The organism is Kitasatospora sp. NPDC051702, assembly GCF_040681575.1.
Lineage (GTDB): Bacteria > Actinomycetota > Actinomycetes > Streptomycetales > Streptomycetaceae > Kitasatospora.
In genome coordinates this window covers 93102-111649 of record NZ_JBFAZB010000024.1, presented here as the reverse complement: position 1 = coordinate 111649, position 18548 = coordinate 93102, and the positions used below count along the sequence as shown (strand labels likewise).

16 protein-coding genes and 1 pseudogene are annotated in these 18548 nt (G+C 76.3%); 10 read left to right on the top strand and 7 right to left on the bottom strand.

Features of this window, described 5'->3' with window-relative positions:
- Positions 1–67: 67 nt before the first annotated feature.
- From AB0N04_RS21035 to AB0N04_RS21015, 5 genes are all read left to right on the top strand, one after another.
- Positions 68–1285: a glycosyltransferase family 1 protein gene (locus tag AB0N04_RS21035; protein WP_360211382.1), complete on the top strand. Its 1218-nt coding sequence runs from the start codon at positions 68–70 to the stop codon at positions 1283–1285.
- Positions 1282–2505, top strand: a complete 1224-nt coding sequence (locus AB0N04_RS21030) for a glycosyltransferase (protein ID WP_360211384.1) — start codon at positions 1282–1284, stop codon at positions 2503–2505. The genes AB0N04_RS21035 and AB0N04_RS21030 overlap by 4 nt, the downstream gene beginning before the upstream one ends.
- Positions 2480–3415, top strand: coding sequence for an SGNH/GDSL hydrolase family protein (locus tag AB0N04_RS21025; RefSeq protein WP_360211386.1), 936 nt, complete (start codon positions 2480–2482; stop codon positions 3413–3415). The genes AB0N04_RS21030 and AB0N04_RS21025 overlap by 26 nt, the downstream gene beginning before the upstream one ends.
- Before the next feature lie 215 nt (positions 3416–3630).
- A complete protein-coding gene (locus tag AB0N04_RS21020; RefSeq protein WP_360211388.1) occupies positions 3631–4767 on the top strand; it encodes an NUDIX hydrolase in 1137 nt (378 codons plus the stop codon).
- Positions 4768–4915: 148 nt separating this feature from the next.
- On the top strand, positions 4916–5317 hold the full coding sequence (locus AB0N04_RS21015) for a DUF6188 family protein (protein WP_360211390.1): 402 nt from the start codon (positions 4916–4918) through the stop codon (positions 5315–5317).
- A 166-nt stretch (positions 5318–5483) separates the two neighbouring features.
- On the opposite strand, the gene AB0N04_RS21010 is transcribed toward AB0N04_RS21015, so the two are convergent.
- From AB0N04_RS21010 to AB0N04_RS20980, 7 genes are all read right to left on the bottom strand, one after another.
- Positions 5484–5861 carry a hypothetical protein gene (locus AB0N04_RS21010; RefSeq protein WP_360211392.1) on the bottom strand — a complete coding sequence of 126 codons (378 nt, stop codon included), beginning with the start codon at positions 5859–5861 and terminating at the stop codon, positions 5484–5486.
- A 137-nt stretch (positions 5862–5998) separates the two neighbouring features.
- Positions 5999–6394 (bottom strand): roadblock/LC7 domain-containing protein, encoded by a 396-nt coding sequence (locus AB0N04_RS21005; protein ID WP_360211394.1) that lies wholly within the window; start codon positions 6392–6394, stop codon positions 5999–6001.
- Between the two features lie 82 nt (positions 6395–6476).
- Complete coding sequence (locus tag AB0N04_RS21000; protein WP_360211396.1) at positions 6477–7796, bottom strand: hypothetical protein; 1320 nt, start codon at positions 7794–7796, stop codon at positions 6477–6479.
- A gap of 142 nt (positions 7797–7938) precedes the next feature.
- A complete protein-coding gene (locus AB0N04_RS20995; RefSeq protein ID WP_360211398.1) occupies positions 7939–8322 on the bottom strand; it encodes a hypothetical protein in 384 nt (127 codons plus the stop codon).
- 857 nt (positions 8323–9179) lie between these two features.
- Positions 9180–10295 (bottom strand): MsnO8 family LLM class oxidoreductase, encoded by a 1116-nt coding sequence (locus AB0N04_RS20990; RefSeq protein WP_360211501.1) that lies wholly within the window; start codon positions 10293–10295, stop codon positions 9180–9182.
- Positions 10296–10418: 123 nt separating this feature from the next.
- Positions 10419–11021 carry a DUF2269 domain-containing protein gene (locus tag AB0N04_RS20985; RefSeq protein ID WP_360211400.1) on the bottom strand — a complete coding sequence of 201 codons (603 nt, stop codon included), beginning with the start codon at positions 11019–11021 and terminating at the stop codon, positions 10419–10421.
- A 310-nt stretch (positions 11022–11331) separates the two neighbouring features.
- Positions 11332–12531: a peptidoglycan-binding protein gene (locus tag AB0N04_RS20980; protein ID WP_360211402.1), complete on the bottom strand. Its 1200-nt coding sequence runs from the start codon at positions 12529–12531 to the stop codon at positions 11332–11334.
- Between the two features lie 493 nt (positions 12532–13024).
- Here AB0N04_RS20980 and AB0N04_RS20975 point away from each other — a divergent pair, with 493 nt between their 5' ends.
- The 5 genes and pseudogenes from AB0N04_RS20975 to AB0N04_RS20955 all read left to right on the top strand — a co-directional run bounded on the left by AB0N04_RS20975 (position 13025) and on the right by AB0N04_RS20955 (position 18485).
- Positions 13025–14347 (top strand): DUF6271 family protein, encoded by a 1323-nt coding sequence (locus AB0N04_RS20975; protein ID WP_360211404.1) that lies wholly within the window; start codon positions 13025–13027, stop codon positions 14345–14347.
- On the top strand, positions 14344–14895 hold the full coding sequence (locus AB0N04_RS20970) for a GNAT family N-acetyltransferase (protein WP_360211406.1): 552 nt from the start codon (positions 14344–14346) through the stop codon (positions 14893–14895). The genes AB0N04_RS20975 and AB0N04_RS20970 overlap by 4 nt, the downstream gene beginning before the upstream one ends.
- Positions 14896–15111: 216 nt before the next feature.
- Positions 15112–16062, top strand: a complete 951-nt coding sequence (locus tag AB0N04_RS20965) for a hypothetical protein (RefSeq protein ID WP_360211408.1) — start codon at positions 15112–15114, stop codon at positions 16060–16062.
- Between the two features lie 395 nt (positions 16063–16457).
- Positions 16458–18065: pseudogene (locus AB0N04_RS20960) on the top strand (AMP-binding protein); the annotation flags it as partial.
- A gap of 18 nt (positions 18066–18083) precedes the next feature.
- Positions 18084–18485: a thioesterase family protein gene (locus AB0N04_RS20955; protein ID WP_363365017.1), complete on the top strand. Its 402-nt coding sequence runs from the start codon at positions 18084–18086 to the stop codon at positions 18483–18485.
- Positions 18486–18548 lie beyond the last annotated feature (63 nt).

Genomic DNA, 18548 nt, shown 5'->3' with positions numbered 1-18548 from the left:
ACCCGCGTTCGCTTGTTCGACAGATCCCTTTGGCCGGGTGCACGCCGGACGCGGACAGAACGATGGCATGCGCGTCGTCATCGTCACCGAATCCTTTCCGCCCGAGGTCAACGGAGTCGCCCACAGCGTGCTGCGGACGGCCGAGCACCTGGCCCGCCGGGGCCACCAGCCCCTCGTCGTCACCCCCGCCCCCGCGCGCGGTGCCGAGTGCCCGCCGCACACCTTCGGCGGCGCCGGGGAGGTGGAGCTGCCGGTGGTCCGCATCCCGTCGGTGCCCCTGCCCGGGTACCCGCAGGTGCGGATCGCGCTGCCGAGCCGGCACCTGGCGGCAGCCGTCGCCGGACACCGGCCCGACATCGTGCACCTGGCCAGCCCGTTCGTGCTCGGCGCCCGCGGGATGCAGGTCGCGACCCGGCTCGGCGTGCCCGCCGTCGCCGTCTACCAGACCGACCTCGCCGGGTACGCGCACGCCTACCGGGCCGGGCGGGGCCTCGGGGAGGCCGCCGCCTGGCGGCGGATCCGCGCCGTCCACCGGGCGGCCGCCCGGACCCTGGCGCCCTCCACCCCCGCCGCGCAGGACCTCACCGCGCACGGCGTGCCCCGGGTGCAGCTGTGGCCGCGCGGAGTCGACTCGGCGCGCTTCCACCCCCGCCACCGGGACGAGGCGCTGCACCGGGCGCTCGCCCCGGGCGGCGAGGTGCTCGTCGGGTACGTCGGGCGACTGGCCCCCGAGAAGCGGGTCGACCTGCTGACCGCCGCCTCCGCACTGCCGGGCGTGCGGGTGGTGGTGATCGGGGACGGACCGTCCGCGCCCGGGCTGCGGGCCTCGATGCCGGGCGCGGTCTTCCTCGGCCGCCGCACGGGTGAGGAACTCGCCCGCTGCTTCGCGACCCTGGACGTGTTCGTGCACACCGGCCCGCTGGAGACCTTCTGCCAGACCATCCAGGAGGCGATGGCCAGCGGGGTACCCGTGGTCGGCCCCGCCGCCGGCGGCCCGCTGGACCTGGTCGCACACCACCGGACCGGCCTGCTGGTGCCGCCGCGGGACGGCGCCGCCGTCGCCCGGGCCGTCGCCGAACTGGCCGCCGACCCCTCCAGACGGGCCGCCTACGGGCGGGCCGGGCGGGCCGAGGTCACCGCTCGGACCTGGGAGGCCGTCGGCGACCTGCTGCTGCGGCACTACGCGGAGGTGCTCGCCGAGCACCACGGCGTGCCGCTGCCCCCGGTCGTGGACTCCCCGGCGGCGACCGCGCCGGCCGTGCTCGCGGAGGAGCTGCCGGCATGACCACCCCGTTCGACCCGACCGGCGAGGGCGGCCCGGGCGGCCGCGAGGCGCTGACCATCGTGCGGCTCGCCAACTTCGTCACCCCGGTCTCCGGCGGGCTGCGCACCGCGCTGCGCCACCTCGGCGCCGGCTACCTGGCCGCCGGACACCGGCCGGTGCTCGTCGTGCCCGGCGAACGGCGCCACGAGCAGCAGACCGAGCAGGGCCTCGTCGTCACCCTGCCCGGACCGGTCCTGCCGGCCAGCGGCGGCTACCGGGTGCTCACCGACCGACGCGCCGTCGCCGCCGAACTCACCCGGCTGAAGCCCGACCGGCTGGAGGTCTCCGACCGCACCACGCTGCGCTGGACCGGCGACTGGGCACGCCGGCACGGCGTCCGCTCGGTGATGGTCTCGCACGAGAGCGCCGCCGGCGTCCTGCGCACGTGGGGGCTGCCCCGGCCGCTCGCCGACATCGCCGCGGACCGGCTCAACGCGGCCACCGCACGCGCCTACGACGCGGTGCTGTGCACCACCGGGTGGGCGGCCGCCGAGTTCCGCCGGATCGGCGTGCCCAACCTGGTCCGCGCCCCGCTCGGCGTGGACCTGACGGCACTGCAGCCCCTGCCACCGGCCGCCCGCGCGGCCGAGCGGGCCCGCTACGCCGAACCGGACCAGCCGCTGCTGGTGCTCTGCTCCCGGCTCTCCGCCGAGAAGCGGCCCGAGCGGGCGGTCGAGGCCCTCGCCGCGCTCCGGGCCCGCCGGGTGCCCGCCGTCCTGGCCGTGGCCGGCGCCGGACCGTTGCGCGAGCGCCTGGTCGGCCGGGCCGACCGGCTGCGGTTGCCGGTGCGCTTCCTCGGGCACCTCGACCGACAGGAGGCGCTGGCCCGGCTGCTGGGCTGCGCGGACGTGGTGCTCGCACCCGGCCCGGTGGAGACCTTCGGGCTGGCGGCGATGGAGGCCCTGGCCTGCGGCACTCCGGTGGTGGTCAGCCGTTCCTCCGCGCTGCCCGCGCTGGTCGGCCGGGCCGGGGTGGCGGCCGCGGACACCGGCGCCGGCTTCGCCTCGGCGGTGCGCGAGGTGCTGGCCCGTCCGGAGGAGGCGCGGCGGTCCGCGGCCCGGGCGCAGGCCGAACGGTACGGCTGGCCGGCGGCGGTGGAGGCCTTCCTGGCGGCCCACGGGGTACCGGGCCGCGGCGTGGCGGAGGAGGGGCGGGATGGACGTGCTCGGCACCGGGCCTGACCGGGCTCCGGGCAGCCGGGCGGTGGACAGGCCCGTGGCGGACGGCCCGGCCGTGGACGGGGGGCGATCGGCTGCCGGTCGGCCGGTGGTCCGGTTCGTCGCGCTCGGGGACTCGTTGACGGAGGGTGTCGGGGACCCGGTCGCCGGGGGCTGGCGCGGCTGGGCCGCCGTCCTGGCGCGGTCCCTGGCACCCGAGGGCCAGGACGTCGATTTCACCAACCTGGCGGCCAGCGGGGCGCTCACCGCGGACCTGACGACCCGCCAACTGCCCGCCGCGCTCGCGCTGCGCCCGGCGGTCGCGGCCGTGGTGGTCGGCGGCAACGACACGCTGCGGGCGGGCTTCGACATCCGCCGCACCGCCCTGGAGCTGGACTCCACGCTGGGCGAGCTCTCCGCCCACGGCGCCGTCCTGCTCACCGCCTGCCTGCCCGACCCGGGCACCCTGCTCCGGCTGCCCGCGCCGCTCGCCCGACCACTGGCGCGGCGGATGCAGGCCGTCAACACCGTGGTGCACGCCCTGTCCGCGCGTCACCGGGCGGTCCACCTGCACCTCGCCGACCTGCCCTGGTGCGCTCGGCGCCACCTGCTGAGCGCCGACCGGCTGCACCCCAGCGCCGAGGGCCACCACCTCATCGCCCACCGCTTCCACGCCCGGCTGGCCTCCCTCGGACGCCCGCTCGGGCCCCCGCCCGCCACCGCTCCCGCCGAACCTCCGCCCGGCCGTGCCGCGGACCTCTGGTGGATGGCCACCCGGGGCACCCGCTGGGTCGCCGCCCGCAGCGCCGACCTCCTGCCGGGTCTGCTCGCCCTCGCCGCCGTCGAGGGCGCCGCCCGGCTGCGGGGCACGAGCGGACGGCACGACGAGCAGATGGCCCGGGCGACCGCCCAGGCGCTGGCCTCCCTGGGGTGACGCCCGGGGGCTCCGGCGGCCTCACCGGTCCGACGGCCCCGGACGGACCCGCGGTCGTGTGGACGGGTGGCTCTCGTGGATCGGGCGGATCGGGCCGGCCGCGCCGGACACTGACGAGTGATCAGCAGGGGTGTGGGGCGGGAACCGCGCGGGTACCGGTGGGAGTCGTCGCAAGGACACGGCGGTACGGATCGGGCGAGGCGGAGGGAGCGCTGGTGGAGGCGTCACCGGGGAGCGCGCGGGAGTTGCTGGCAGCGGCGGGAGTACTGTTCCCGGACGACCAGGGGCGGGTGCTGGTGGTGCGCCTGCCCTACGACCGGAGGCACCCGGTGGCGATCCCGGGCGGCGGGTGGGAGCCGCAGGACCGTTCGCCGCGGGAGACCGCGGTGCGCGAGGTGGTGGAGGAACTGGGCTTCACCCCCCGGCTCGGGCCCCTGGCCTGCGTGGACTGGACGCTCGACGACTCCCGGCCCCCGATCGCGGCCTACCTGTACTGGGCGGATCCCCTCACCCCCGAACAGGCCGCGGCCTTCACGCCGGATGCGGCGGAGGTCGGCGGCTGGGCCTGGCTGGCCCCGGAGCAGGTGGTCCACGCACTGCCGCCGCGGCTGTCCCGGCGGGTGACGGCCTGCCTGCGGGTGCGCCGGTCGGCCGGTCCGCTGGAGCTGGAGGACAGCAGGCCGGTCGGGCACACCCTCGACCACCTGCCGGCGGACGAACCGCCGCCCGCCTACACCGGGCTCGCCGCGGCGCCCGCACTGGCGGCGCCGCCGGGGCCGTCCCAGTCGTCCCAGCCGTCCCTGTCGTCCCAGCCGCCGATGGACCGGGACACCTACATCGCCACCCGTCCGCGGATCCGGGCCAAGGCGCGGGCGCTGTTCACCGACGGCTCCGGCCGGGTGCTGCTGGTCCGCCTGCGGCCGTGGGACGGACCGCGGGGCCGGGAGGAGTACTGGACGCTGCCCGGCGGCGGGGTCGAGGCCGCCCGGGAGATGCCGCGGGCCGCGGCGCGGCGCGAGATCCTCGAGGAGCTGGGCTGGGAGGTCGAGCCGGGCCGGCTGCTGGCGGTCGACTGGCAACCGGGGGCGGCCGCCGACGCCCTGGCCGGCCCGGCGAGCGGGCGGGACACCGCCGTACTGGTGTACGTGTTCGACGGCGGCGTGGTGACGGAGCGGATGCTCGACTCGATCGCGTTGCAGGAGGAGGAGCTGGTGGAGTGGCGGCTCTGCGACCCGGCTGAGGCGAGGGCCCTGCTGAACGAGCACTCCTGGGCCCGTACGGCCGCCTCGCTCGCGGCCAGGGAACGGGCGGGCGGGCCCGTCGAGCTGGTCCGCGGGCAGCCGACCGGGTAGTCGGGCCGCCCCGGGGGCTCACGGGTTCCGGTTCGGATCCCCCGAGTCCGGGGCCCGGGGCCCCCGGATTCCGGTCCGGCGGGCACGTCGACGGCGGAGCTGTGGGCACGGGCGGACAGGCGCCGGGCCGGTGGGCCACACTGGGGGCATGCAGAACGCGATCACGGAGGTGCTGGCCGGCCGCCGGGTGGAGTCGGTCAGCGGCGGCGTCCGACTGGACCTCGCCTTCGACGGGCGGGTGTCCGTCCGGGTGGCGCACGAGTTCCGCTTCGCGGCGCCGTCCTTCGCCGCCCCCGCGGAGGTCGAGCACTTCTTCCCGGCGCTGACCTTCCGCCCGACCCCACCCCTGCTGGCGCTCGTCGGGCGGACCGTCGAGAGCGCCGCGATCACGCTGGCCGGCGGGCTGGAACTGGGCTTCGCGGAGGGCGGCGCGCTGTCCGTCCCGCCGCACGCGCGGCTCGCGCCGTGGAGCGTGGTGACCGCCGACGGCTCGGTGTGCGCGGGGCTGCCGGGCGGCGAGGTCAGCTGGACCGCGCCCGGCGGGGCCTGAGCCGCCGCCGGGCGTCGCCGGGACCGGACCGGTCCCGGCCGGGACCGGGTGGTCCTGTTCCCGTCCGGGCGATCCGGTCGCCGTCCCGAGGCCCGGTCGGCGTCCGGACGATCCGGTGGGCGTCCGGACGATCCGGTGGGCGTCCGGACGATCCGGTGGGCGGTCGTCAGACCTCCAGATCGGCCTCGACCTTGGTGAGCTGGTGGCGGGCCATCGCGAGGTTGGCGCGCCCCTTGTCCAGGGCGAGGTAGAGGAAGAGGCCCTTGCCGGTACGTCCGGTGAGCGGGCGGATCAGGTGGTACTGGGTACTGAGCGTGATCAGGATGTCCTCGATCCCGTCTCCGCCCAGTCCGAGCATGTCCATCGTGCGCATCTTGGCGCGCACCACGTCGGTGTTCCCGGCGGCGGCCACGTTGAGGTCCAGCCCGCCGGGGCCGTCGAGGGTCGCGAGCGCCATGCCGCTGTTGTAGTCGACGAGGGCGGCGCCGATGGCGCCTTCGATGGCGGTCATGGCCTGCTTGAGGGCGCCTGCTGCGTCGGTCATCTGGGTACTCCCGTTCGGTGGTTGGGTGGTTCTCGGTCGTCGGGTGGTTCTCGGTGGTTCGGTTCTCTGACGGTTCTCGGGGTGGGTCTCAGGGCGGGCCAGGGTCCGGACGGCCCCGGCCGGACCGGATCCGCCGTTCAGCCGGGCTCGCGGGGGTCCTTCGGCAGGAGGGCCTCGTTGAGCAGTCCGGCGATCCGCTGGGCGGAACGGCGCGCCTCCAGGTGCAACCGGCCGACGTTGACGTCCGGGTGCGCCAGGAGGGTCAGGACGCAGCTGCCACCGGCCGCGTAGGTGGCGACGTAGCCGTGCTCCCCGCGCACCAGCGACTCGCGGAAGTCGCCCTGGCCGGTGCTGTCGGCGAGCCGTTGGGCCAGTGACAGCGAGGCCGCGGTCATCGCGGCCAGGCCGGTGGGTTCCGTTCCGTGGGTGTCGTGCGCGACCAGCAGACCGTCCACGCTGGCGACCAGGCCTCCCGCGAGGTGCGGGACGCGATGCTTGACGGCGCGGAGTTCGGCGAGCAGCTCGGTCTCCAAGGCGATCAGTTGTCTCCTTCCGACACGCTGCTTGAGCGCCCGCCTCATGGCCGGGACGGCGGGGTCGCGGGCGGAGCGTCGTTCAAAGTCGGGCCTCCAGAAGGGTTCGGACCCGGGTCAGCAGCGCGATGTCCGGGTCGGGGACGGTCAGCGGGTGGGCCGCTGCCGTTGTCGGCGGGTGGGCGGGACGGTCGGCCGCCACGGACCCGGGGGGCGTGGCACCGGGGAGGATGCCGACGCCGGTGAGGGTGGCGCCGGGAACCCTGCGGTGCAGGCCTCCGGACCGGCGCGGCGGTGATGGCGCCTCGGGTGCCGGGAGGGGCGGCACGGTCGGCGCCCCGACGGGCGGTGGAGCGAGTGGTGCGGCGAGCGGTGGAGCGAGTGGTGCGGCGAGCGGTGGAGCGGGTGGCGAAGCCAGGGGCGGTGAAGCGAGCGGTGGCGCGAGCGGTCCGGCCTGGGAGGGTGCGGGCGGGAACACGGCTGGGGCGGCGGGTGCGACACCGGCCCGTACCCCGAGTGGGGCGGCGAGCGGCACCCCGGGCGCCCCGGGTGGCGCGGCCCTCGGCGCCGCGTGCCGCGGGACGTCGAGCAGGCCGGCGTCGAGCAGTCCCGCGGCGGCCAGTCGGCGGACGTCCGCCGTCACGCCGAAGCCTGACCTGCCGAGCAGTCGGGCCAGGTCCGCCGGGGTTCTTCGGCCGTCGGCGTGGTCGAGCAGCTCGCGCTGGCGGCGACCGGGCGGGCGCCGGTGGGCGTGGAAGCCCGCTACGGCGGGCCGGACGGGGGCGGTGTCCAGCCGCCCCCAGGGCCAGATCTGTTCCAGCAGCCCGCTCCGGCGGTCGACCTCGCGGCGCAGCCGGTCGGCGTCGACCTCCGCCACCGGGCCGAGCCAGTGCCGCGCCTCGTGCTCGAACCGCCAGGTGCCACCGGCCTGGTCGGCGAGGACGAAGAAGGCGGCGTCGAAGAGCGTGCCGAGGTGGCCGAGTTCGAGCTCCCCGCGGCCGATCAGGCCACGGTCGACCATCGCCTCGCCGACCCGGGCGTGCGGACCGTGGGCGCGGAGCAGCTCCGCCCAGTCCGCGGGCGTGATCCGGCCGCAGCCGGTGAGCAGGTCGGCCAGCCCCGGGGCCCGGGGTGAGTCGGCGTGGGTCACCCGGCCGTCCACGAGGTGCAGACTGCCGAGCGGGCCGTGCAGTGCGCCGGTGGCTCGGCGGGTGGCGAGCAGGCCGAGGGCCTCGCCCGGGGTCTGCGGCGGGGCGGACGGCGGGAGGGTGACGGGCTCCGCGATCGGCGTCGCGGCGGGCGTGGTGGAGGTCGTGCCGGGCCCCGCGGCGGGCACGGGTTCGGGTGCTGCGGGTGCGGCGGTGGAACCGGTGGCGGGATCGGTGGTGGGTGCGGCGTTCATGCGGACCACCGCCCGGGAGTCTGCCGGCGCCCGGCGGGGTGCCCGTGCCCGGCGGGCTGCTGGTGCCCGGGGACGTGCCGCTGCCGGGGGACGTGCGCCCGGTGTGCCGACCGGAAGCCGCCGGCCCTCGTGGGTGTCGGGCTCACCCGAGCACCAGCTCCTCGGCGAGGCCCTGGAGGCGGTAGCGGGCGGCCGCGAGGTTGCCCTCCGCCCGGTCCAGCCAGAGGTGGAGGACGAGACGGCTGTCGAAGACGGTGTCGATGAAGCAGATCAGGTGGTAACTGCGGCCGGCAGTGACGATGATGTCCTGGAGCGGCGACCGCCGCTCCTCCGCCCCGGTGAAGGTCTGACTCTCAACCGTCGCCCGCACCAGGTCGGTTGCCTCGGCGGCGGCGGTCTCGTGGTCGCCGGCCGGGCATTCGCCGAGACCGCCGAGCGCAAGTCCGCTGCTCCAGTCGACCAGACTCGCGGAGCGGGCTCCGGTGATCGCCATCGCTCCGGCGAGGCATTCGTCGATACCCGGCACACCGGCTCCTTCGCGGGGGTCTGGGCGGCCGGGCGCAGCGCGACTCGGCCGGATTCGCCACCAGCAGTGGCGGGTTCGACACGGAAGGCTACTGCCGGATTGCATATGACGAACATTCCAATGGCATATTCACATCATTGGCAGTTACTTCCAGCCAAGGTATGACGGTGCGTCACCATCCCGTGACAGTAGAACCGGCTGGCCCTGACGTTGCCACCCGCCGTCGCCCACCGGCCACCAGGAACGGGACCTTGGCTGATAACCGGCTGAGCAACAGGGTTTCGGCCACCGAAATGCGATAAAGGGGCCCGGCCGAGACCGGCACCGCGAACGGGCCGCGAACGGGCGCCGAACGGGCGCCGAACGGGCGGCGATCGGACGTCGGGTGAAGGACGAACGGGCGGCGAACCGACCCCGCGGGAGACCGGCCCGCCGGACCCGGGCCACCGGGAACCGGGCTCAGACGGTCGGGACCCGCAGCCTGGCGATCGGGATCCGCCGGACCGGCCCCGGGTAGGCGGGCCCCGGGTAGGCGGGCTCCGGACGGACGGGCTCACCACGGACGGGCCCCGCCGGCCCCCGGACATGACGAAGGGGCCCGTTCCGTTGGACGGAACGGGCCCCTTCGGGTGGAGCGCCAGGCCCGGGTTGCACGGACTCTCCCTACTGAAAGTAGGACGTGCTCTGGTAGCACCGCTGACGCCTGCTCGAGAGATCGTTTCCTCTCGACGGGAAGAACACTAGCAGGTCATCGGCCCTGCTCAGAAACCGGGCGGGGCGGCCTGAAGCGAGCTGGACATGCGGGCGGAGGAGCGGCGGAGGGGGTCGGCGGTGCGTCCCGGAGCGGCCCGGAGCAGTCAGGCCCGACCGACCGCCTGAGCGACCGTCCGGTCGACGTCCTCCGGCCCCGCCGCCTCCCGACCGGCGGCCCGGGTAGCGACGCCCTGCGCGGCCGACTGGCCGACCGGCTGGCCGACACCCTGCCCGACCGGCTGGCCGACCGCCCGGGCGAGCAGCCGGTAGGAGTCGAGCAGTGCGGCGCGGTCGTAGGTACTGGTGGTCACCAGGAACTCGTCCGCGCCGCTGCGCGCCATCAGGGCGGCGAGTTCGGCGGCGGCCTGCTCCGGGGTGCCCGCGATGTGCCCCTTCAGCGACTGCTCGTAGGCGGCGCGCTCGCGCGCTCCCATCGACAGGGCCGCGATCTCGGCGGCCGGGGCCAGCGGCGGGAACTCGCCGTGGGTGCGGGAGTACGCACCGGCCCAGGCCTCCGGGATCAGCAGCTCCCGCGCGCTCTCCGCCGTCCCGGCGACGGCGACCGTGCCCGCGATCACCACGTAGGGCTGCGCCGCCTGCGCCGAGGGACGGAACCCGGCGCGGTACCGGTCGATCGCCGCGGGCATCCGCTCCTCCCCTCGCGTGGCGGCGACGACCAGCGGCAGCCCGGCGTCGGCGGCCAGGTCGGCGCCGGCGCCGGTGGCCAGGACGAAGGCCGGCACCCGTAGGCCCTCGGCCGGCCGGGCGTGGACGCCGCGGTGCACCTGCTGCGAGCCGTCGAAGTAGCCGAGCAGCTCGACCAGTTGGGCCCCGAAGTCGTCCGCTGCGTCCTTCTCCCGGCCCAGGGCCCGGCGCACTCCGTCGGTGAACCCGACCGACCGGCCGAGGCCCATGTCGATCCGGCCCGGGAAGAGCGAGGCCAGCACGCCGAACTGTTCGGCCACCACCATCGGCCGGTGGTTGGGCAGCATCACTCCGCCCGTGCCGACCCGGATCCGGGTGGTGGCCGCCGCCACCGCCGCGGCGAGCACCGTCGGCGCGGACCCGGCCACTCCGGGCACGCCGTGGTGCTCGGAGACCCAGAACCGGTGGTAGCCCAGCTGCTCCGCCTCCTGGGCGAAGGCCACCGTGTCCCGCAGCGCCTGCGCCGGCTCCTCGCCCTGTCTCGTCCGGGACCGGTCGAGCACGGAGAGCCGGATCGCGGGCGTCGCGCCCGCGTCGGCCGCTGGTCCGCCCGTCGCGGGTGCCCTGGTCCCTGGTGCGCTGGTCACGTCCGTGGAGAACACCGCCGCCGAGCGCCGGCATTCCCCGGCGGACCGGCGTCACCCGCGGGCGCCGGGTATGCGCCCACGCCGACTGCCCGGCCGCCGACGGCCCCAGGGCTTGAACACGGAGAGCACCACCGCGAAGAGGTAGAGCGCCAGCGCGACGGACGGGACGATCACCGTGTTGAGACGGACGAACCCGAGGTCCGCCGCCGAGATCGGGCCGGTCGGGTGTGCGTTCACCACGCGCACGGCGTCGTGCAGCCGGGCGCTGAGGGCGATCAGCGAGGCGGCCGCCGCCGCGAGGGTCAGCCAGAACTTCGCGCTCACCCAGTAGTAGCGGAAAAGCCCCCAGGAGGTGCCGAGCCCCAGCACCACCCCGCTGACCAGGGTGGCCAGGCTCAGCGGGAGGATCAGCGCGTCGCCGAGCATCCCCATCGCCCGGTACGCCGACCGCAACCGGTCGGCGTCCTCCGTGGCCAGCGCCGTCACCGCCAGGGTGAGCAGGCAGAGCATCAGGGCCAGCCAGCTCACCGAGGCGACGACGTGTACGACGACCAGGCTCTTGCGCGCCCTGGGCGGCAGCGTGCCGCCGGGCGGCCGCCGTCGGGCGGGGCGGGCGGGACTCGGCTCCGCGGCCGGTGCGGTGGACGGGCGCACGGGTGCCTCCTTCGGGTCGGGGCCGCGGCCGGGCCGCGGCGGCATCACCGCCGTGCGGCGAGGACGGGCCCAGACTCTCCGCTCCGCCCCTCATCGGGCATCTGCCACCGGAAGTAACCCCGACTACTCCCGAGCGAGTACCCGACCCGGCCCGAAAGCACCCGCACCCCTCCCTCCGAGGTACCCGGCGACCTCCCCCGGCCGTACCCGGAAGCCGGGGAACCCCAAAGCCGGGGAACCGGGAAGCCGGGGTCGCGGAAAGCCGCGACCCGGGACCACCCCGGCCACCCCGGCCACCCCGCCCACCCCGTCAGTCCGTCACGCCGAACCCCCGCGCCGATCCCAGGCGGCGCAGCGAGTCCCGCCCCGGGATCCCGTCCGCGTCCGCGTCCGCGTACCCGCAGCGCCGCTGCCACCCGGCATAGGCGGCGACCGTCCGACTCCCGAACGAGCCGTCCACCCAGCGCTGTTCGAGCAGCCCCTCGTCCGCCAGGGCCTGCTCGACGATCGCCGCCTCGGCCCCGTAACTGCGGTGCCCCTGCTCGGCGCCGGGATCGGTCCGGGCGGCCGCGACGACGTGCGCCAGCGACACCGACCGGGGCCCGGGCAGGTAGCCGAGCAGCCGCCGCAGCGAGCCCTCCCCCGGGACGCCGTCCGCGGCCTGCCCGCTGTAGCCGAGGCTCCGCTGGTAGTCCGCGTAGTTCTCGGTGTCCGCGTCCGTCCAGTTCGGGCCGGGCCCGGAGCGGTAGTGGGAGCCGGAGCCCTGGGCGACGAGCGCCCGGCCGACGGCGGTGACCTGGTAGCCCTCGGCGCCGTAGCCGTAGGGCAGCCCGTTGATGCTGACCTGGTAGCGGGGCGGGGCCGGCTCGTCCGGGGGAGCCGGGTGCTGCTGCGAGGGCGGGGAGCCCGGGGATCCCGAGCCCGCCGTGAGGTCGGGCCAGGAGCCGGGGTCGCTGTGGTCGTTGAACGGCACGTGCGCGTGGGCGTACCACCCCCCGCGGGTCTCCCACACCTGCTCGTCGCGGTGGTCGGTGAAGTCGGTCGGCCGGCCCATCGGCCAGGTGTCGGGCACGCCCCACGAGCCGATCCAGGCGTGCAGCCGGTCCCAGCCGGCGCACGGGGTGTCGACCAGCCGCGGGTAGACGGCGCCCCGGTAGCGGCAGTACGGGAAGAACACCGCCTCGATCTGGATGACGACCCGGCCGGCGCGGTTGGTGCGGGTCGGGCTCTCCGGCGGGCTGAGCAGGCTCTTCGAGCGGGAGTCGGCCGGGAACAGCTGGGCCGTCCGCCCGCTGAAGGGGTCCCAGACCAGGTGCGGGGCGTTTCCGGCGCCGGCGCCGGTGAAGTAGCCGACGAGGTCTTCGAAGGTGCACCAGTCCTGCGGGGCCGCGGCGGTGGCGTTGCGGTCCCAGGTGATGTGGGCGATGGCCTTCGGGGGGTACTGCTGGTCGGTCGGCGCGTGGTCGCCGAGGTCGTGGATCTCGGCACCGGGCAGCCACAGGTCGGGCATGCGGTCTCCTCCGGACGGCGTAGGGACGTCGTTGCCGGTATCGGCAGGTCCCCGCTCCGGATTGACCCCGATGGCCGAATCCGCGGCCGTGAACCGCCCGGGCCCGCGCGGCCGTTCGACCCGGTGACGGGTATTCGCGCTCCCGTGCGAACCGGGCGCCCGCACGGAGGCGCCGCCGGACCCGCGCCGCGCCGTGCCCGCACGGGCCCGGCCGGGGCGGCGGGGAGCGCCCGGGAGGGCGCGCATTGCACCTCCACCCGACCCGCCCTGTCAATCGTTGACATCAAAAGTGGTCTAGTCCACGGTAGTCCGCAGACCGGACGGACCGGGGTGGCACCCCGACGCCCGACGCGCGGGGGCCTCGCGAACTCGCCTGCCGCCAGGGCGAGTCGGGCAGCAGGACGGAAGCCGTCCGGCGGCGCCTGCGACGACCACCGGCGCACCCACCCCGCCGCCGCGGCAACGACCCTGACGACCAACGGAGAAGCCCGCCATGAGACGAGTCTGCCTCGCCCTGCCCACCAACCGGGCCTGCGCCGCCACCATCGCGGCACTCGCCGAGGAGGCGGCGCACGCCGTCGAGCACTTCGACGCCGAGGTCCACCTGCTGGTCCTCGACACCGCCGGCCCCGCGGGCTTCGCGGAGAACGCGGGCGCCGTCGGCGCGCTGGCCGCCACCCCCGGGGTCGTCGTGCACCACCTCGGAGAGGACCGGCAGCGGGACTTCCTCCGGCGGGTGAGCAGGCGCTCCGGCGCCACCGACCCCGACCGGCTGCTCGACCTGATGCTCCCCGACGGCGTCTCCTACGGCGCCTGCACCAACCGGGTGTTCCTGGTCGCCGCCGCCCTCGGCTGCACCTCCGTGCACCGTCGAGACTCCGACAGCGAGTACCAACTCCTCGACGGGCGCAAGGTGTTCCCGATCCACCACGAACTGCTCTCGCTCGGCCGCCGGGCCGGCGACGCCGCCGCCGACGTCACCGTCAGCGAGCTCGACCCCGCCGACGCGGACAAGCCCGTCTCCCTCGTCGGCGCCTCCTTCATCGGCGAACTCTCCGTCGACGTCGGCGAGATCCGCGACCTCGACCCGGCCGTCTACCACGAGGTCGTCGGCCTGTGGGCGCCGCCGGTGTGGACGGAGGAGGAGAAGCGCGAGCTGGTCGAGGCCTCGTTCACCGGCGGCGGCACCGAGCCGTTCCGCACCGACGAGTCCGTCCTCGGCGCCCCCGACATCTGGCGGGTGGACATGTGCAACCTCGGCCTGGACCACCGGGTCTACGAGCGGCTGCCGCTCCCGCCGGCCACCGAGACCATCGGCAGCGACTACTTCCTGCTGCACGTCGTCCTCGACTCCGGCCTGCCGGGCGTCGTCCACAACCGGCACATCGTCAACCACTACACCCCGGAGCGGCGCACCGGCCCCGGCTTCACCGCCTACCAGCTGCGCTTCGTCAAGTTCCTGCTCTCGATGCTCTACCTGCACCCCGTGTACGGCGAGATGATGGCGGTCGGCGGCGACCTGCTCGACGAGCGGCACGCGGTGCGCATCGCCCCGGTGCTCGACTCGGTGCGGCGCAGCGCCGCCTGGGACCGCGCCGAGAACGTCCGCCGGCTGGACGTCGTCGACCGCTCATACCGGCGCCTGGGCGGCAAGTACGCCGAGTTCGCCGACCACCTGGCGCCCCGGCGAGCCCGGCTGCTCGACGAGGCGCAGGCCGACGCCGAGGACTTCGCCCGGCTGATCGAGGCCTGGTCCGCCCTGGTGGACGCCGCCCGCGCCGAACGCCTCACCCCCTCGGAGGTGCCGGCCAGGTGAGCGAGGACCTGCGCTTCCGGCTGCTCGCCGAGGCGGACTGGGACACCGTGGTGGCCCTCGAACACGCCGCCTACGCGGCCGACGGGCTCTCCGAGGGCCGGGAGGCCCTGGAGTCGCGCGGGCGCAGCTCGCCCGGCACCTGCTTCGTGCTGGAGCTGCACGGCGCCGTCCGCGGCTACCTGCTGAGCCTGCCCTACCCGCCGCTGCGCTGCCCGGACCTCACCAGGCCCGAGGAGCAGCGGTACGCGTCCGCCAACCTGCACGTGCACGACCTGGTGATCGACGAGGAGCTGCGCGGCCGGGACGTCGCCCTGCGCTTCATGCGCCACTTCCGGGAGCAGGCCCGCGCGCAGGGCTTCGAGGAGATCTCGATGGTCGCCGTCCGGGGCGCCGACATCCTGCTGCGGCTGCTCGGCTACCGCGCCCACCGGGAGGTGGCGGTGCCGGCCTGCTACGGCCGGCGCGCGGTCTACATGTCGATGCCCGTGACACCCCCCGCACCGCCGTCCGCCGCACCGCCGTCCGCCGCGGCGGCCCCACCGGCCTGAGCCGCGGAGGGCGGGCCGGCCCGGGGCGGCACCCCCTCCGGCCACACCGGCCACTCCGCTCCCGGCACGGTCCGCGGGCGGTTGCGGTTGCGTCTCCGTTCCGTCTTCCGGGGGACGAACCGGCCCCGCGTCCGGGATCGTTGACGGAAGGCCCCGGCGGCGGGCGGCGAGGCGCGCCGCCGGGCGGCGACGACTCGTTGCGGCTAGGGGGTTGCCATGGGGGACGGCCAGGAGCTCCTGCCGGCCGTGGTCGGGGGGCTGGTGCGGGCCGCCGAGGGAGTGGCCGGCGGCCCTGGCCGGGCGGTGGCGGATCTGGTGCGGACGCGCCTGCGGGCCTCGGCGGAGGGCGCCCGGGCCGTCGCCGCGATCGAGGCGAACCCCGGGGACGCCCGGGCGCGCTCCGGGCTCACCGCCGCCGTCGGCGACCTGCTCGCCGCGGACCCGGCGTTCGCCCGGTACCTGGCCACCACCGAGCTGGGCAAGCCCCCCGAGGAGCCGACCGTGCACCTGCGGGTGGACCCGGCGGTCGCCGGGTCCACGGCGCGGGCCGCCCGGCTCGGCGCCGTCCCCGTGCTGGTGACCCTGTCGCTGGTGGTGGTCGCCGCGCTGGTGGCCGTCGGGATCAACCTCGGCTCGCGCCCGCTGCTGCAGCCCAACGGGCCGGACCTGGCCCACGCCGGGCGTACGCTGCGCGACCCCGCCCAGGTCCGCGCCGTCCTGCCCGACCTGAGCGCCATGCCCGGCGGCTGGCAGGTGCGCAGCGGCCCCACCTCGGGAGCCGGCCCGGGCGCGGACGCGCCGTGCCTCGTCCCGGACGCCTGCGACCGGCAACTCGCCTACGCCACCGTGACCTTCGCGTCCTCCGGAACGCACAGCGCGCAGTTCACCGTGGTCACCTTCGCCTCGCCGGAGACCGCCGGGCGGGCCTTCGACCTGGCGCTCGCCCGGATCGGCGGCGACGGCGCCTCCGTCCTCCCGCTGCCCCCGATCGGCGACCAGAGCGCCGCCCGGACGGACGACACCCAGGGCACGGACGTCCTGGTGCGGGTGGGCTCGGCCCTGCTCGACGTCCGCGACCCGGGCCCCGGGAGCACCGCCGCACCCGCCCTGACCCTGTTCGCCGGTCTGCTCGCCGACCGTGCCCGGGCGGCCCTCGGACCCGCCTGACGGGCGCCTGACGGACGCCTGACGGACGCGCGCCGGGCGTGACCGCCCCGGCGACGGCCGCGGACCTCCGGCCGCACCCCGCCGCTCCCTCCCGCACCCCTGCCGCACCCCTCCCCCGCCCCGACTCGCACGGCCGCCGGGTGCGGGCCCGTCCGCCGCCGTTCCCGCGCGCCCTGCCGTGCCCCGCCGCGGACCTCCGGCACCCCCGCCGCCCGCGCCTCCCCCGGGCGGCGCACCGGCCCGCCCGGACCACCCCGCCGGACCACCCCGCCCGGGCCGGCCGCCCCGCGCCCGGGCGGTGCCTGCTCCCCCGAATGCATGTATCGCTCTCTTGACTGGCGTCACCGAAGCACCATACTGGCCTCACTCCCGCTCGCACGATGAGGTGCCCGCCCATGGAGCTCTCCCCCTCAGCGCATGTGGACACGTTCTGTCGCGACCATCTCCCACCCCTTGACCAGTGGCCTGAACTCCTCTTCGAACTACCGGAGTTGGCCTACCCCGACCGGTTGAACTGCGCCCGGGCGCTGCTCGACGAGACGATCACCCGGTTCGGCCCCGACCGCCGCTGCCTGCTCACCCCCACCGGCCAGTGGACCTACGGCGAACTGCGCGACCACGCCGACCGGGTGGCCCGGTTGCTGACCGAGGAACTCGGCCTGGCCACCGGCAACCGGGTCCTGCTGCGCGGCCCCAACACCCCCTGGCTGGTGGCCTGTTGGCTGGGTGTCCTGAAGGCCGGCGGAGTGGTGGTCAGCACCATGCCGCTACTGCGGGCCGCCGAGCTCACCGAGCTCCACCGGGTCGCCCGCCCCCTCCTCGCCCTGTGCGACCACCGTTACCTCGACGACCTCACCCGCGCCGAGACCCCCGGCCTGCGGGTGCTCGCCTTCGGCGGTCCCGGCCCGGAGGACCTCACCGCCCGCTGCGCCGCCACCGACGGCGGGTTCGAGGCCGTCCCGACCGCCGCCGACGACGTCGCCCTGATCGCCTTCACCTCCGGGACCACCGGCCGCCCCAAGGCCACCCTGCACTTCCACCGCGACGTGCTGGCCAACGCCGACACCTTCTCCCGCCACCTGCTCCGGCCCACCCCCGACGACCTGTTCGGCGGCACCCCGCCGCTCGCCTTCACCTTCGGCCTCGGCGGCCTGGTGGTGTTCCCGCTGCGGGCCGGCGCCGCCACCCTGCTGCTGGAGCAGGCCACGCCCGAGCAGCTCGCCGAACAGGTCCGGCGGCACGGGGTGAGCGTGCTGTTCACCGCGCCCACCGCCTACCGGGCGATCCTGGCCGCCGGCCTCGCCGACCGGCTCTCCGGCGTCCGGCGCTGCGTCTCGGCGGGCGAGCACCTGCCCGCCCCCCTCTGGCAGGCCTTCCTGGCGGCCACCGGGCAGCGGCTGATCGACGGCATCGGCGCCACCGAGCTGCTGCACGTGTTCATCTCGGCCGCCGACGGCGACATCCGCCCCGGCGCCACCGGCCGCCCCGTGCCGGGCTACCGGGCCGCCGTCCTCGACGACCAGGGCCGACCGGTGCCGGACGGCGTGCCCGGACTGCTCGCCGTCAAGGGGCCGACCGGCTGCCGCTACCTGGACGACGAACGCCAGCGCGGCTACGTCCGGGACGGCTGGAACCTCACCGGTGACACCTACGTCCGCGACCCGGACGGCTACTACTGGTACCAGGCGCGCAACGACGACATGATCGTCTCCGCGGGCTACAACATCGCCGGCCCCGAGGTGGAACAGGCCCTCGCCGGCCACCCCGACGTCGCCGACTGCGCGGTGGTCGGGGCGCCCGACGACCTGCGCGGCACGGTGGTCAAGGCCTACGTGGTGCTCGGCGAGGGCGCCGCCGCCGGGCCGGAGACGGTGCGCGCGCTCCAGGAGCACGTCAAACGCACCATCGCCCCGTACAAGTACCCGCGCGCGGTCGAGTTCGTCACCGAGCTGCCGCGCACCGCGACCGGCAAGCTGCACCGCGCCGAGCTGCGCAGGCGGGCGGCGACCGCCCCGGCCAGCGTGGCCGTCGAGCGCCGGGTGGAGTGGTCCGACACCGACGCCGCCGGGCACTACCACTTCTCCGCCGTGCAGCGCTGGGCCGAGGCGGCCGAGGCCGCACTGCTGCGCCGGCTGGGCCTGGCCGAGCTGTTCGGCCGGATCCCCCGGGTGCACTTCGAGGCCGACTACCGCGAACGGCTCTGGTTCGGCGACCTGGTCCGCACCGAGCTGCGGGTGGTCCGGGTCGGCGGCTCCTCGCTGCACTACGCCTTCGAGGTGCACGGCCCGCAGGGGCTGGCCGCGTCCGGCCGGATGTCGGTGGTGCACGCCGCGCCGCACGCCAAGGGCGCGGCGCCTTGGCCGGAGCCGGTCCGACGGGCGCTGACCGAGTCCGGGGCGCAGCAGCCGGAGGTGGTGGCGTGAACGGGCCCGGCGCACCGGGCGCCCGCACCTCGGCGGTCCGGCGCAGCGAACCGGACGGCCCCG

Excerpts from the sequence above, each read along its gene's own strand:
- AB0N04_RS20965 (WP_360211408.1), top strand. The coding sequence starts at position 15,112 with ATGGGGGACGGCCAGGAGCTCCTGCCGGCCGTGGTCGGGGGGCTGGTG.
- AB0N04_RS21030 (WP_360211384.1), top strand. The coding sequence starts at position 1,282 with ATGACCACCCCGTTCGACCCGACCGGCGAGGGCGGCCCGGGCGGCCGC.
- AB0N04_RS21015 (WP_360211390.1), top strand. The coding sequence starts at position 4,916 with ATGCAGAACGCGATCACGGAGGTGCTGGCCGGCCGCCGGGTGGAGTCG.
- AB0N04_RS20975 (WP_360211404.1), top strand. The coding sequence starts at position 13,025 with ATGAGACGAGTCTGCCTCGCCCTGCCCACCAACCGGGCCTGCGCCGCC.
- AB0N04_RS21035 (WP_360211382.1), top strand. The coding sequence starts at position 68 with ATGCGCGTCGTCATCGTCACCGAATCCTTTCCGCCCGAGGTCAACGGA.
- AB0N04_RS21025 (WP_360211386.1), top strand. The coding sequence starts at position 2,480 with ATGGACGTGCTCGGCACCGGGCCTGACCGGGCTCCGGGCAGCCGGGCG.
- AB0N04_RS21010 (WP_360211392.1), bottom strand. The coding sequence starts at position 5,861 with ATGACCGACGCAGCAGGCGCCCTCAAGCAGGCCATGACCGCCATCGAA.
- AB0N04_RS21000 (WP_360211396.1), bottom strand. The coding sequence starts at position 7,796 with ATGAACGCCGCACCCACCACCGATCCCGCCACCGGTTCCACCGCCGCA.
- AB0N04_RS20980 (WP_360211402.1), bottom strand. The coding sequence starts at position 12,531 with ATGCCCGACCTGTGGCTGCCCGGTGCCGAGATCCACGACCTCGGCGAC.